Source organism: Methylomonas sp. 11b, from assembly GCF_000515215.1.
Taxonomy (GTDB): domain Bacteria; phylum Pseudomonadota; class Gammaproteobacteria; order Methylococcales; family Methylomonadaceae; genus Methylomonas.
Window position 1 is genome coordinate 2507440 of record NZ_KI911557.1, and the last position, 14016, is coordinate 2521455.

A 14016-nucleotide genomic window follows, 5' to 3' on the forward strand; every position below is an offset into this window, starting at 1 on the left:
ATGGATGGTGTTACCGACAAAGACGACGCAGGTTCAGGCTTACCCTTAGTGCTGAAAAAAATATTTTTTAGTCGTTAAAACTACTAGCGCAAAGCACCCACCGACCACGTCAATACAACAACACCAGATCGCCCGGCATCTGCAAAGATTTGGCTTGCAGCGTGTTTGTCAGCGCGGCCAGCACGGCATCGGGATCGCCGTTGTTGAAGACGCCGTTGACGACCCGTTCGGCCAACTGCGGATTGACAGCGACAATACGGCCGCGCCGATAGCGGTTAACTTCCGCCAACACCTGGGTCAAAGGTTGGCGGTGAAACACGGTTTGGCGCCGCCGCCAGGCCAGCGCGTCGTCGTTGTCGAGGCGGGCAACGGCTTGCAGCCGGCCTTGTCGATACTCGGCTTGCTCGGCGGCGTGCACCAAAGCCTTGGCGCTATCGGCGCCGACCTCCACGGTGCCTTCGCTGACGACGACGCGCAGCTCGTCGGCTTGTCTGCGAACACTATAGGCGGTACCGACCGCGCGCGCGGTCGCTTGGCCGCCGTCAACGACAAACGGCCGTTGCTTATTGGCCGCGACTTCGAAATAGGCTTCGCCGCGTAACAATTCGATCTGGCGCAGGCTATCGCTATAACGGACTACCAAGGCCGTATCGGTATTCAAGGTCAGCCGCGAGCCGTCCGCCAGATCGACGCCGAGTTGTTGGCCGGCTTCGGTATGATAATCGCTGCGCCAGTTTTGCCATTGTTCGGGTAGCCGCCAGCCGGCCACCAGCAATAACAGCCCAAGACAACCCAAGGCAACCCGGTGCAGGTTTCGGCCGCTAGCTGGCGGTGGCAAACGCCCCTTACCCCACCCTTTCCCAGCGGGAGAGCGTTCTGTTTTGGTTTGGGCGGCATCCGCTTGTAGACGTTGCTGAACTCGCTCCGCCGGCTGTTGCAGCAAGTCCCATAGCTTGCGGGATTTGTCGTAGGCTTCGGCGTGGCGGGGATCGGCGTGGTACCAAATTTCAAATTGGCGACGCGCTTCGTCGCTGACGTCATCCGCTTGCAAGCGGGCAAACCAGGCTAGAGCCTGGTTCGAAAGCGAAGCGGATGAAGGGGATTGGGGCTTATCGGACATGGTTAGGGGGCGCGAAGCGTTGGGCCGAGGCAGGCATGATGCCACGATTTTAGAACGAGGATAAGTTGCATGAGATAAGCGCGCGGAGCATCAAAGGAAATCGATGCGGTCTTTCAAGTGCTTCAAGGCCTTATACATATGACTTTCCACGGTGCGCGCCGATATGCCCAGCTCGGCGGCGATTTCGGAATAACGCTTGCCTTCCACGCGGCACGACAAGAACACCTTCCGACATTGCGGCGGCAGTTCGTAGATAAGTGTTTCGAACAATTCCATTTGTTGCTGCCCCTCCAGCGTGCTATCCGGTTGCGGTTGACTGCAAGCGATGTCATCGCCGACCGGACCGCCGTCGCGTTGTTCTTGCCGAGCCCTGCTGCGCAAATGGTCCAGAGCCAGATTGTCGGCGATCCGAAACACGAACGCCCGCTGATTGGCGATCTCGCCGGCGGCGGAATAGCGGGCAATGCGCAAATAAGTTTCCTGGATCAAATCGGCCGCGGTTTCGGCACAATTGACCTTATGCGTCAAAAATTGCTGGAGCTCCTTCCGATAGAGCAGAAAGCTAGCCAGTAAATCGGAATCGGTGATTGCATCCATGAACACATAGTCGGCAATGAAACGTGTTCTGCTACAGCAAATTTTAAGCCACTAGCCTGCAAAGCCAGTGTTAACTGGCGATTGATCCATCAGTTGGCAGCATTGAGGGCGAAATCCCCGAAAGCGCGACGACCAAAGTGCGGCATATGACACACTTTTAAACTAGCCTCCCGCTGCGATGCGCGACTGACATGGGCAAATTCAGACATCTCTTGTTGGTCGAACATATTGCCCAATCGTTTCAGTACCTGATAACCGATCGAGTTCAGCCCTTCCGTTTGTGCCGGGTTGCGGCTTTTTGCCGCCAGCGGATCACACCGGTGACAAACAGCACCGGGCAAGCCAGTCCGGTGATAAACACCAAAATCCGCCCGGTCATACCGAAAGCTTGGCCGGAATGCAAAGGCCATTGCCAATGGGTAAAGACTTCGGCGGCTTTGGCGGTCGGCAGGCTGGGGTCGTCCAGATCCAGGACTTTGCCGTTGTATTGATCAATGACGGTGCAGCGGCGTTGCAAGATGCTGCCCGGCGCATCGACACCGTCCTGGCAAACCGTGTAGGTGTCTGTTGGCTCCACTGCACCGTAAATCCAATGTGGCCGGCCACTCGGATAACGTTGTATGGCCATCTCAACGGCTTTATCCATGCTGATGGCTGGCGCATTTGCAACGGGTGGCGCGGATTGAAACCAATGACGGTAAGTCACCGGCGAAAACAACTCTAAAACCGGCACCACATTATGCGGCAGCACCATGTAAATCCCGGAAAACAACACCGGAATCAGTACCGGCAGTGTGTAGAAACCACTAACCTTATGCAAATCGTAATTGCAGCGTACCTTGCCGGCACCCGCCTTGAACGTCAGCGCCTGCCGCCATTTGCCAGTCAGCGGCCACCAGACGATCAGGCCGGTCAGGGCGGAAATGATCAGCAATGCTGCCGAGACGCCGACGATAACGGTACTGACTCCCTCGGACCTAATCAGCAACGCATAGTGCAGTTCGAACATCAAATCAATGAAGGTGTTGGGCAACCAGTCATTGGAGTTTCGCATCAAACGCTTGCCGGTTACCCTCGCGGAGTATGGATCGACATACACTTGCCAGTTTTGGGTGACGTCCGGGCTAATAGGCAAGACATAGGACAATTGAAACGCGGCCAATTGATTGCGCGGATAGGTGGCGAAACTCAATTTGGCCATCGGCGGCATGGCGGCTCGTCCGGCGGCAAAAACTTCCGCTAACGGTTGGTAACTGGCGGTTTGTTCAGAAGGAACCACGGTCAACAGTTCGCTATTGAGCCATTCGTCTATTTCCGCGTGAAATACCAAGATACTGCCGGTGATGCCGTAGATCGACAGCAACAGGCCCAGCGTCAACCCTAGCCAGAGATGGACAGTCAACCAGCGTTGGCGCCGGGTTTTCAAAATAGTCAGGCGCTGGCTTGACGTATGGCGAAGAGTTATCACCGTTAGGTTATTGGCTTTGATGTCCATGGTTTTAGTCGAAAACAAATTTGGTCGTGCTTGCAAAGGCGGGTGGTCATCAATAGGACGTCCCAGCAAAGAAAATCCCCCACGCCAATTGTCATTTGATCAATATTTGTCCGCTCGGATGTCGCGAGCGGGTCAAGTGAATTAGCAACATATAGGTCGAGCGTGTAAACCCGACCTGTTCAGATGTCGAATTTGCCTGCCGGAACGAACTAAAACTCCAAGCGCACAGACCCCATGGCCGTGAGTGGCGCGCCAGGGTAAATACCAACGCGCGGCGGGGCGTTTTGGAAGGGATCGGTAGACTCGTAGTAGGTTTTATCCAGCAGATTGCGGATATTGAATTGCGTAATCAACCGGGACTTACCCAGTTGATAGGTATAGCTGGCAAAGGCATCCAAGCGGGCGTAGCCGGGTAACGCAAACGTGTTGTCGTTATCGCCTTGCCGTTGCCCGGCGGCAAACATGCCCAAGCCAAAGCTCAAACCGTTCAACGGTTCGTAGTGATGAATATCGTATTTGAGCCAAAGACTGCCGGAATGCTCCGGCACGTTATTCAGACGATGGCCCTGCAGACCGGAAAAGTCTTTGGTGATACGGGCATCGGTAAAGGCATAGTTGCCGATGATACTGAACTCGTCGGTAAGCCGTCCGGCTATATCCAGCTCGATACCTTGGCTGCGAGCTTTACCGATAGCCGCACTAGCGAACGGGTCCGGGCTGTTGAAATCGCGGGTCATCAAGTTTTCTTTGGTCAAATGGTAATACGCCAAGGTTGTGGACAAGCGCTGATCGAAAAACTCGGTTTTAACCCCGGCTTCGAATTGTTCGCCGATTTCCGGATTAATCGTCGCGCCGGTGGCTGTTATGCCATTATTGGCGCCGAAAGAAGTGGTCCAATTGCCGTAGATGCTGGCCCAGGTCCAGGGTTGATAAAGAACACCCACCCGTGGACTAAAGCCTTCATCCCGGCGCGAAGGCAGAGCGGCGTCGGCAGTACTGGCCGAATCGCCCATTCCCACACCGGTTCTGGCCCAATCGTAACGGCCGCCGCCGAGGATATGCACTTTATCCCATAGGGTAATGTGGTCCTGAAAATACGCACCGTACCAGTCATCCCGGAACAGGTAATGGTTAGTCCCGCCGTCGGAGGGCGTTGCCAGCGCATTGGCGTAATAGGCCTGATCGATACCGTATTGGGGATTATAAATATCTATCTCCAAACCCGGCACGGGGTCCTGATAGTTGCCATAGAATTCATAGCTGCCGACTGCGCGCAAATAATCGACGCCAATCAAGGTTTGATGGCTGACGCCCATTAAGTCGAATTTTCCGGTTAAATCCAGATTGGTCGTATAGGTTTCGCTGTCCGATGTTTGAGAAAATATATTCCGCGCATAGCGGCGATTACCCGTATTCGGATCGAAAAACTGTTCGACTGTAAAGCCGTTAGCGGGTTTGACGGAGGTGTTTTTATCGTAAACAAACGAAGCCAGGAACCGATTACGCAAGGTCCAGTTTTCATTGAAGGCGTGCGTTAGATTGAAGCCGAGGTTCACCTTGGAGTTCGTGTCGACAGGATCGTCGGGGTCGATGAAAGAGCGGCTGACGGGAATAGGCGCCGGGCGATTGCCGATAGCAAATAAGCCTCTGTCAACCTGGGTGTCCTCGTGCAAGGCTTCCAAATCCAAGGATAGTTCGGTCGCATCGCTGGGTCGCCAGGTCAAAGAGGGGTTTACCAGAACCCGGTCATTGAAATTAAAATCCCGAAACGATTTGTTATTTTGATAAGCACCGGAAAAACGATAGCTCAACGACTTATCTCCCGAAATAGGGCCGGTGGCATCCCATTCGGTTCTATAAAAATCATAAGCGCCGAAACGCTGCTCCACCGAGTAATAGGCCTCGTCGCGAGGTTTTTTGGTGACCAAGTTGATTAAGCCGCCGGGCTCGATACGGCCAAACAAAACCGCCGCGGGGCCTTTCAGTACCTCGACGCTCTCAAGGTTAGCTGTTTCGTATTGAGCGCCTTCCCCGATATTCAAGCCGCTGGATATCAAGCCGTTGCGATAAACCCGGCCGTTCCTAAAGCCACGGACAATATAGGCGTTGCTTAAACCCAAGGACGATTGCGGACGTATGCTGCTGACGTTTTCCAGCGCGTCTTTAATGGTGGTGGTTTTTTGATCGTTCATCACTGCCCTGGGCACTACCTGAATCGATACCGGGGTTTCCATGATCGGCGTATCGGTTTTGGTGGCGGCGCTGGCGCTGGTGCGGTTGTAGTCCGGATTATAAGGATCGCTGTCGGCATAGCCGGATCTGCCTGTTACCGTCACCGTCGGCAAAGTCGTAGAATTAGCCGATTGCGGCTCTACCGACTTTGTCGAATTTTCCAAGGTTACCGTACCGTCACCCGCTGATTTTGCGGCCAGACCGGAGCCGTCCAATAGCTTATGTAATGCCTGTTGCGGCGTATAACGGCCTTGCACGGCATTGGCGCGCAGCCTTTCGGTCAATTGCGAGCTGAAGAACACCTTGACGCCGCTTATCTCGGAAAATTGCAGCAGGGCGTCGGCCAACGGCGCGGCCGGGATGGCAAAATTGATTTCACTCTCCGCCACGCACCAGGGGCTGGCACTTAGAGTTGCGGCAAAAAGGGTGAAACAGAGAGGGTTAACAAAGGAATAACGCTGACTCATCCGGCCTCCTGGCTTTAAATACGCTGATAACGGCTGGCGAAGAAGGCGCTCCTTCGCGGTATCCGTGTGGGTTCGTAAGCAAAGACGACCGAGCAAGTGGGTTTTATAACCCGGATGAGAAAATTTATTTAGCCGAAGGCCAAACGGCGCGGTTTCGCGACCATTGACCAGGAAAACAACGCGGCGAAAACTTATTGGCGGCGCAAGATCACCAAGGCGTCGGTCAAGCGGGTTTCGCTGACAGCCAAGGTTTTTTCGATGACATTCAACGCCGCTTCCGGGTCGTCGGCGTCGAATATGCCGGTGACCAAATGCTCGGCCAGAGCCGGATCGGCGATGATTATTTTTCCGGGACGGTAGCGGTTCAGGTCATCCACCACTTGTCGCAGCGGCTTTTCCTTGAACACCAGGCGCCGTTCTTGCCAGGCACCGGCCTGCTTTAGATTGACGCTTTCCGGCAGTCCGGCTTTACCGCCAGCCGATGCAACGCGCTGGCCTGCCGCCAGACTTTCCACTGTCTCGCCATCGGCGAACGCGACGCGCACGCTGTGTTCGTAGACCGTCACCGCCAGGTCGCCCTGCCATTGTTTAACATCAAAAGCCGTACCCAAGGCCCTGACCCGGCCACCACTCGTCACCACCTCGAACGGCCTGGCCGCATCGGCGGCCACCTTGAAATAAGCCTCGCCGCCGTGCAGGCGGATAAGGCGTTGTCTTTCGGAAAATTCCACCGACAACGACGAAGCAGTATTCAGGATTACCGAAGAGCCGTCGCTGAGTTGAATTCGACGCTGTTCGCTGGTGCCGGTACGGAAATCGGCAAAGAAACCGGCGCTGAATGCCCAACCCAAACAAAAGGCCAGCATCAGGCAGGCGGCAATCGGCAACATCCGGAGGCTGCGCTTGGGCAGTGTTCGGGCAGGCGTTTTGTGTTGCGTTCCGTTCGAGGCCCTTACTTCCCGTTCGATTTGGTTGATTTGCGCCGGGTTTAAGCCCTCTATACAGTCAAAAAACTGCTGTGTCTGGCGCCAGGCTTCCTGATTTTCCCGACTGGCCGCCAACCAAGCTCGCCAGCGTTGATCCTGCTCGCTGTCGAAGAACGGCGATTCGCGCAAAGCTCGCCAGTATTCGGCTTGCGCATTCGCGTCGGCGTCGGGGAAAGGCGGGATGGGTTGGTTCATAAGAAGGCTGCGCCGCGGTCGGTTCGGGAATCGGATTATAAAACGCCGGCCGGATAAACATAGGTGTGTTTGCCGATAAAGGCATCCCGTTCAATCCAGGTCGCCTATCCTCTGCCGGCAATGGCGCAGGGCCTGGGTCAAATATTTGAAAATCATGGTCTGCGAGATGCCCAGCCTTTGCTCCACTTCCGCATAACTACAATGCTTGAGCTTCAGCAGAATAAATACTTCCCGGCATTTGGGCGATAACTCGTCCAGCGCGGCGATCAAATGCTCCAGCTGTTGTTGCGACATGACGGTCCGTTCGACGGATAAGACAGATTGCTCGCCGCCCTCCGCCTCGTCATCGGTGGAGTCTTCGACGTCTCTTCCTGAATGGCGATTGTGGCTGCGCAGATAATCGGTGGCCAGATTGGCGGCGATGCGGAAAATAAAGGCGCGGGGGTTTTCGACGCGGTCTTTGCCGCCGTAGCCGGCATAGCGGATAAACGTCTCCTGAAAAATATCCTGCGCGGTTTCCGCGCAGCTGATGCGTTGCGACAGAAAGCCCAATAATTCGCGGCGATGCTTATGCATCAGGTCGGCAATGTCGGTGGCGGTCAATTCAAGCATAGGACAAGTAACGCAGGGCGGCCAAGGTGTGGCTTTTTGAATAGCAATATCCGCGCCCGACTTGAACTGATGGGCCCTCCGCATAGGTGACGCCTGGAATGCTGAAGAATTTTTGCTCTAAGCTCCGCGACGGTTAGCACCTCGATCTTTTAAACTGTGTTATTTGACTCGCTTCGGTCGCGATTAATCTTCGCAGGTAGGCTGTTTGCTCGCCGCTTTTGCAACCAGCGGATCACACCGGTGACAAACAACACCGGGCAAGCCAATCCGGTGATAAACACCAAAATCCGCCCGGTCATGCCGAAGGCTTGGCCGGAATGCAAAGGCCATTGCCAGTGGGTGAAAATTTCGCCGGCTGTGGCGGTCGGCAGGCTGGGGTCGTCCAGATCCAGAATCTTGCCGGTGTAGCGGTCGATCACCGTGCAACGGCGTTGCAAAATACTGCCCGGCACATCGACGCCGTCCTGGCAGACCGTGTAGGTTTTGGTAGGCTCGGTGGCGCCGTAAATCCAGTGTGGCCGGCCTTGCGGATACTGTTTAAAGGCAATCGCCACCGCCTGGTCCATGCCTATCGCCGGTGCGTCGGGATAGGGCGGTTTGGACTGATACCAATAGCGATATGTCACCGGCGAGAACAACTCCAAAACCGGCACCACGTTATGCGGCAGCACCATATAAATCCCGGAAAACAACACCGGTATCAGCACCAGCAGCGTGTAAATGCCGCTAGTTTTGTGCAGATCGTAATTAAAGCGCACCTTGCCGGCACCAGACTTAAAAGTCAGCGCCTGCCACCATTTGCCGGTCAGCGGCCACCAGACGATCAGGCCGGTCAAGGTCGAGATAATCAATAACGCGGCGGACACGCCGACTATCGGCTCACTGATGTCTCCCGGAATCAACAATGCGAAATGCAATTCAAACATCAAGCCTATAAAAGTGCTGGGCAGCCAGTCGCGGGAACGCCTCTTGAGTTGCTTACCCGTCACATTAGTCGTATACGGGTCAACGGCAACTTCCCAATTTTCCAGCGAACCGTCAGCGTCGGCAACTGCGTACCGCAGTTTGAAGGCCGCGAATTCGTTCCGCGGATAGGTGGCGAAGTTATATTTGGCGTTTGGCGGCACCGCCTGCTTGCCGGCCGCGAAAATTTCTGCCAAGGGTCGATACTCCGCATCCACCGGTGCCTGCACCACCAGCATTTCATGGTGCAGCCATTCTTCGATTTCCGCATGAAACACCAAAATACTGCCGGTGATACCGTAGATAGACAGCAGCAGACCCAGTGTCAATCCCAACCAAAGATGGACGGTTAACCAGCGTTGGCGCCGGGCTTTCAAACGGGTCAAGTGCGGGCTTGACGAATGGTGTAGAGGTGTCGCCCTTAGATAATTGGCATTGATGTTCATGGTTTTTAGTCGAAGTTAAGCGATAGTCGTGCTAAGGCAAAGGCAGGTTGTTATATAGGACGTCTCAGCACAGAAAATCCCCATGCCAATTGTCGTTTGATTGATACTTGGCGGTGCGCAGGCCAAGTGGATTTGAAACATTTAGGTCGAGGTTGCAAGCCCCGACCTGCTTGACTCTGACATCTGCCTAACCCGAGCCAGCTAGAACTCCAAGCGCACCGTTCCCATCGCCGTCAAAGGCGCACCAGGGTAAATGCCGACGCGCGGCGGCGCATTTTGGAAAGGATCGGTGGATTCATAGAGCTTAGGTAGGGGTTCGTTACCTCGCCCCAACGGTCTCATGCGCGCTGTACCTCAGCCCCAACATGAACAAGTCAGACTTTGACGTGGTCCATTCTCTGGGCGGCAATCCTTATTGAACCCGACAGAAAAAAGGCATTGAAGCTTAAAACTCCACCTTGACCGACCCCAGCAAAGAGCGCGGCGTGCCGATGGTGCGCGTACTGCTGGCGCCGCTCCAGTAGGCATCCGGAAAGTAGGTTTTGTCGAGCAGATTGTTGACGTTTAGCTGGACGGTGATTTTGGATTTTTCGACTTTCCAAGAATATGCGGCCAACAGATCGACTGTCGCATAGCCGGCGGTTTGATAGCCATTACGGGAGCCGTCGGTGGCGCCGTCGCGCATACTGATGCCGCCGCCGACTTTTAATCCGCGTAAATCGCCTTGCCGGAAATCGTAGGTCGACCATAAACTGCCGACATTTCTAGGTACTGCAAAAAGCCGATTGCCTTCCAGGCCGTTATTATCCTTGCTGACGCGGGTATCGAAATTGGCATAGGTAGCGATCAGATTCCAGCCCGGCAGCAACTCGCCGCGGATGTCAACTTCCGGCCCTTTACTGCGTACTTCGCCGGCGGCTATTGAAAAATTGCCGGTAAAGTCAGAGGGGTCGCGAGTGACGACATTTTGTTTGGTGATGTCGTAGTACGCCAGCGTTGCGCTGAGTTTGCCGCCGAAAAATTCGAATTTGCTGCCTACTTCCCATTGCTGCGCGCTTTCCGGCGGCAGCGGCTTGCCTGTGAGTGTAGTAGCCCACTGGTTGGAAACGCCGAAGTTTTCGATGTAGTTACCGTACAGACTCAACCAATCTTGAGCTTGCCATAGTACGCCGACTCTAGGCGTGACATCGTCGTCGGCCGGCTGTTCGGTGTGGTTCAAATTGTCCCATTGCTTGACGTATTGGTAACGAAAGCCGCCCATCACATGAAAACCGTAAGGCAATTTGATCTGATCCTGGGCATACAGGCCGACAAAATCCGCGCTGTTGTTGCTGGCCCAGCCGGCTGGCGTATAGGCTGTTATCGGTTCGACGGTGTGTACGGGATTGTGGACGTTGATCGGTGCCAACGTGGCGATATAAGGATTGCTGACAATGTCGGTACGATAGTAATCTCCGCCCATAAGCACGGTATGGGCCAACGGGCCGGTTTTGAAATGGCCGGTGACGTCCAGCGTCGTGTAATAGGTATTGTCCTGAGTTCTTACCTCGTATTGCTGGCGCGCTAACAGATTGTCCGGCGTCAAGGTATCCGACGCCCCCATTACCCAGTTCTCCGCCCTGTCCTGTAGATTGGCTACAAAGCGCTGCTTGATATTCCAATCGTCGTTGAATTGATGCGACCAATCCAGCCCGATCAGCTTTTCCTCGACATTCACTCGTGCCGGCTCCATCAAATTGCGCGATCTGTCCATACCGATAAACTGGCCGTCGACAAACGGCCAAGTGTTGTTGTCATAAATCAGGTTGTCGTGGCGGTATTCCATTTCCAGACTGACTTGGGTCCGCGGACTGATATTCCAGGTAATCATCGGTGCGATAAAAGTCCGTTCTTTATCGACAAATTCGCGAAAAGAACCGCTGTTCTCGAACGAGCCGTTAAATCGGTACAGCAAGGTATCATCCTGGGTCAACGGTCCGGTGGCATCCAAGGTGGTTCGATACAGATCAAAGGAGCCGAACTGCTGTTGTAATGCGTAATAGGGCGTATTTAGCGGGCGTTTGGTCACGACGTTGACCATGCCGCCCGGCTCCATTCGACCGTACATAACGGCGGCCGGGCCTTTGAGCACTTCCAGCTGCTCCACGTTGGCCATTTGTCGATTCCCTACCGAGCTATTAGCGTCGCCGCTCCGCAAGCCGTTACGGAAATAAGTACGGCTACGAAATCCACGTATAAAAATATCGTCGGACAATGCGCCTGATCCATTGCTAAACGTGGCACCGGCCACATTCTTTAAGGCCTCGGTCATCTGTATAGTTTGCTGGTCGTCCAGCACCGCCTTGGGGATCAGCTGAATATTGACCGGTGTTTCCATCAGCGGGGTATCGGTTTTGGTGGCCGTCGCGGTCACCCTTCGGGTGTAGCTGGGGTTGTAAGGGTCGGTATCCGCGTAAATCTCCGAGCCGGTCACCGTGACACTGGGCAAAGTGGCGGCATTCGACTGCGGCTCTAGCGCAGCCGATTTATGCAGTGTCACGGTATTACCGTTACTGAATTGATAGGAAACTTGCGAGCCTTGTAACAAACGTTTCAAAGCACCTTCCAATGAATAATTGCCGCTGACGCCTTGCGAATCGATACCCTTCACCAACTCCGAGTTGTAAACAAACTGCACGCCGGACTGTTCAGCCAGTGTGCTGAGTGCGGAGTACAAAGGCTGCGCGGCGATGTTGTAGGTGCGGCTTTCGCTAGTGGCGCTGAGGCTTTCGGCCTGAGCCGTCGGCAGCGTCGCAGCGGTTATCAAGCCCAGACAAAGCGGCAATGCGCCGATGGCGGATGAGCCTTTAGTTTGGGCTTTTCGCGTCCGGCTTGGGTTTCCGGTTTTTCTCATGATGTGTCCTCAGTTTGAGTGGGTTTTAGCTGAGAACGATTGGCGGCTGGCTGAGCCGTACTAAAGGATGTGTGGCAAATTGTCGCAGGCAGCAAAGCCGGCCATCAAGACTGCAAAAACACGAACGGCCCCGCTTCAACGGCCTTGATTGGCAAAGTTTGCTGCAAAGCCTGTAGCCAGACATCGATTTGCTTGATGTCCACGGCGATATTCACTTCGCGTTCCGCCAGACTGTCGTCCAATAAACGGATTTGGCTGCGCCGGTAGCGGTTGATTTCGGCGATAACCTGTTTTAACGGTACGAAATTCATCAACAAGCGGCCACGGCGCCAGGCGTCGGCGTTGCTTAATTCGACTGCTTGCGGCACGCCCAACATCTCGGTATTGAAGCTTAGTTGTTGGCCGGGTTGCAGTGTGGCGCTATCGGCTTGCGCACCGTGCGCGGACGGCCTGCTACTACGGACTTTGCCTTGCAATAGCGTAACCGCGCCGGCTTGGCCGTCGTAACGGATGATAAAGCGGGTGCCCAACGCTTCTGTGGACGTAGAACCGGATACGACCCGAAACGGCTTGTGCTCGTCATGCGCCACGTCAAATTCGGCCTCGCCGCGCAGCAATTCAATGCGTCGCTCATTGGCATTGATTGACACATCGATGGCGGTATCGGTATTCAGGTGCGCGATACTGCCGTCGGCCAGCGTAATTGAGGTCTGCTCGCCGATGCGGGTACGGTAGTCTGCCAGCGGATGTTGCAAGTAATCCGGATAAAAACCACTCATCACGCTCAGCAGCAGCGAAGCGGCCACAGCCAAGCCGAATCCGCGCTTTAGCCTACGCCCTCGCCGCTGCCTTATCGCCAGCGCGCGGCGGCGTTGCCGGTCAGCGAGCAGCGACCGCGGCAGGTGTTGCCAAAGGGTCTCGACATCACGATAGGCTTGCTCGTGTTCGGGGGTTTGCGACCGCCAGTTTTCGAACTCAGCCAATACCGTGTCATCGGCAGCACCGGACTTTAGGCGCACGTGCCAGGCAACGGCTTGTTGCTGCAAGGCTTCTCGGCGAGTTGAAGAAGTTTCGTTCATTACGGCGTTGTTTGGAGCGGGATATTTACTATAACGATCCACGGCGCTTAAATCCACACTAAGCTCATTGGCTATCAACAGCCTGCCGGCAATGCAGCAACGCTTTTGCCAGCTGTTTTTCCACCCAACTGGTCGAAATTTTCAGTTGCTTGGCAATTTCAATATGGCTTAAGCCCTCGATACGGCTTAAGTATAAAATCTCGGCGCATTGATCAGGCAAATCGGCCAGTGCCAGCTGAATGTGCCGCAATTGATCTTGCGCTTCCGCCGTCCGCTCCGGCGCTGCCGAAGCGTCGATGTCGGTTTCGTCGCCCAGATATTGATCAAGCAGTTCATAACGGCGTTTTTGCGTGCGCAGATGATCGAGAGATAGATTGGATGCCACTTTAAACAGCCAGGCCTGGACTTCGATCTCACTGGCGGGAGGTGGCTTCAACAGCGTCAATCTCAAAAAAATGTCTTGAATCAGGTCGGCCGCAGTGTCGTCGCAACGAATGCGCTGTCGCAAAAAACGCTGGATTTGCGGGCGGGTACTTAAAAAAATTCGGTAAATATCGTGGTCTGAAAATGCCATGCGCGAAGCCAGGCCATGCTGGAGTTAATCGTGGCATTTGGCGCAGCAAAGTTCACGCCATGACTGGATTCAGAGACTTAAAGGCCTGAGAATAAGGGCTTTGTGCTGGTTCGGAAAAAATCTGAGGCTTGGTGGACTTCATAAAACCGTGTGAAATGCCACACCCCCACGGCATTTCACGCAGTTTTGTTTTTCGTTGGCTCGAAACACTTATCAACCCGACCCTGTATATCACTGATATTCCGTACGAGTTGAGCGTGTCGAAGCTCAGGCTGGTTTGCCCTTCGACAGGGCGAACGGCAGTTAAGGGTCGAGTTAATAATCCGCAAGACGGAAGAAACCGGGCGCTACCGCATC

Annotated in this window: 10 protein-coding genes; all 10 read right to left on the reverse strand. The window is 54.7% G+C overall.

Translation table 11 applies throughout. The annotated features are described in order from the left end of the window. Window positions 1–109: 109 nt before the first annotated feature. Window positions 110–1120: a FecR family protein gene (locus tag METH11B_RS0112060; RefSeq protein ID WP_026602228.1), complete on the reverse strand. Its 1011-nt coding sequence runs from the start codon at window positions 1118–1120 to the stop codon at window positions 110–112. Window positions 1121–1210: 90 nt separating this feature from the next. Next, on the reverse strand, window positions 1211–1717 hold the full coding sequence (locus METH11B_RS0112065; protein ID WP_026602229.1) for an RNA polymerase sigma factor: 507 nt from the start codon (window positions 1715–1717) through the stop codon (window positions 1211–1213). Window positions 1718–1982: 265 nt separating this feature from the next. Beyond that, the gene (locus METH11B_RS0112070; RefSeq protein ID WP_026602230.1) at window positions 1983–3212 is read right to left on the reverse strand and encodes a PepSY-associated TM helix domain-containing protein; all 1230 of its coding nucleotides are present in this window, start codon (window positions 3210–3212) and stop codon (window positions 1983–1985) included. 209 nt (window positions 3213–3421) lie between these two features. Then, window positions 3422–5911, reverse strand: coding sequence for a TonB-dependent siderophore receptor (locus METH11B_RS0112075; protein ID WP_036275910.1), 2490 nt, complete (start codon window positions 5909–5911; stop codon window positions 3422–3424). Between the two features lie 191 nt (window positions 5912–6102). Next, complete coding sequence (locus tag METH11B_RS26710; RefSeq protein WP_026602232.1) at window positions 6103–7092, reverse strand: FecR family protein; 990 nt, start codon at window positions 7090–7092, stop codon at window positions 6103–6105. Window positions 7093–7182: 90 nt separating this feature from the next. Next, a complete protein-coding gene (locus METH11B_RS0112085) occupies window positions 7183–7788 on the reverse strand; it encodes an RNA polymerase sigma factor (protein WP_026602233.1) in 606 nt (201 codons plus the stop codon). Window positions 7789–7853: 65 nt separating this feature from the next. Next, the gene (locus METH11B_RS0112090; protein WP_036275913.1) at window positions 7854–9113 is read right to left on the reverse strand and encodes a PepSY-associated TM helix domain-containing protein; all 1260 of its coding nucleotides are present in this window, start codon (window positions 9111–9113) and stop codon (window positions 7854–7856) included. Window positions 9114–9558: 445 nt separating this feature from the next. Continuing rightward, window positions 9559–12006 (reverse strand): TonB-dependent siderophore receptor, encoded by a 2448-nt coding sequence (locus tag METH11B_RS0112095; RefSeq protein ID WP_026602235.1) that lies wholly within the window; start codon window positions 12004–12006, stop codon window positions 9559–9561. A gap of 104 nt (window positions 12007–12110) precedes the next feature. Then, window positions 12111–13085, reverse strand: a complete 975-nt coding sequence (locus METH11B_RS0112100) for a FecR family protein (RefSeq protein ID WP_036277418.1) — start codon at window positions 13083–13085, stop codon at window positions 12111–12113. 64 nt (window positions 13086–13149) lie between these two features. Further along, complete coding sequence (locus METH11B_RS0112105) at window positions 13150–13659, reverse strand: RNA polymerase sigma factor (protein ID WP_020484655.1); 510 nt, start codon at window positions 13657–13659, stop codon at window positions 13150–13152. Between the last annotated feature and the right edge of the window lie 357 nt (window positions 13660–14016).

Bases quoted from the DNA above. Each gene is read 5' to 3' on its own strand.
- METH11B_RS0112065 (WP_026602229.1), bottom strand. From the start codon at position 1,717: ATGGATGCAATCACCGATTCCGATTTACTGGCTAGCTTTCTGCTCTAT.
- METH11B_RS0112105 (WP_020484655.1), bottom strand. From the start codon at position 13,659: ATGGCATTTTCAGACCACGATATTTACCGAATTTTTTTAAGTACCCGC.
- METH11B_RS0112070 (WP_026602230.1), bottom strand. From the start codon at position 3,212: ATGGACATCAAAGCCAATAACCTAACGGTGATAACTCTTCGCCATACG.
- METH11B_RS0112060 (WP_026602228.1), bottom strand. From the start codon at position 1,120: ATGTCCGATAAGCCCCAATCCCCTTCATCCGCTTCGCTTTCGAACCAG.
- METH11B_RS0112095 (WP_026602235.1), bottom strand. From the start codon at position 12,006: ATGAGAAAAACCGGAAACCCAAGCCGGACGCGAAAAGCCCAAACTAAA.
- METH11B_RS26710 (WP_026602232.1), bottom strand. From the start codon at position 7,092: ATGAACCAACCCATCCCGCCTTTCCCCGACGCCGACGCGAATGCGCAA.
- METH11B_RS0112085 (WP_026602233.1), bottom strand. From the start codon at position 7,788: ATGCGGAGGGCCCATCAGTTCAAGTCGGGCGCGGATATTGCTATTCAA.
- METH11B_RS0112075 (WP_036275910.1), bottom strand. From the start codon at position 5,911: ATGAGTCAGCGTTATTCCTTTGTTAACCCTCTCTGTTTCACCCTTTTT.
- METH11B_RS0112100 (WP_036277418.1), bottom strand. From the start codon at position 13,085: ATGAACGAAACTTCTTCAACTCGCCGAGAAGCCTTGCAGCAACAAGCC.
- METH11B_RS0112090 (WP_036275913.1), bottom strand. From the start codon at position 9,113: ATGAACATCAATGCCAATTATCTAAGGGCGACACCTCTACACCATTCG.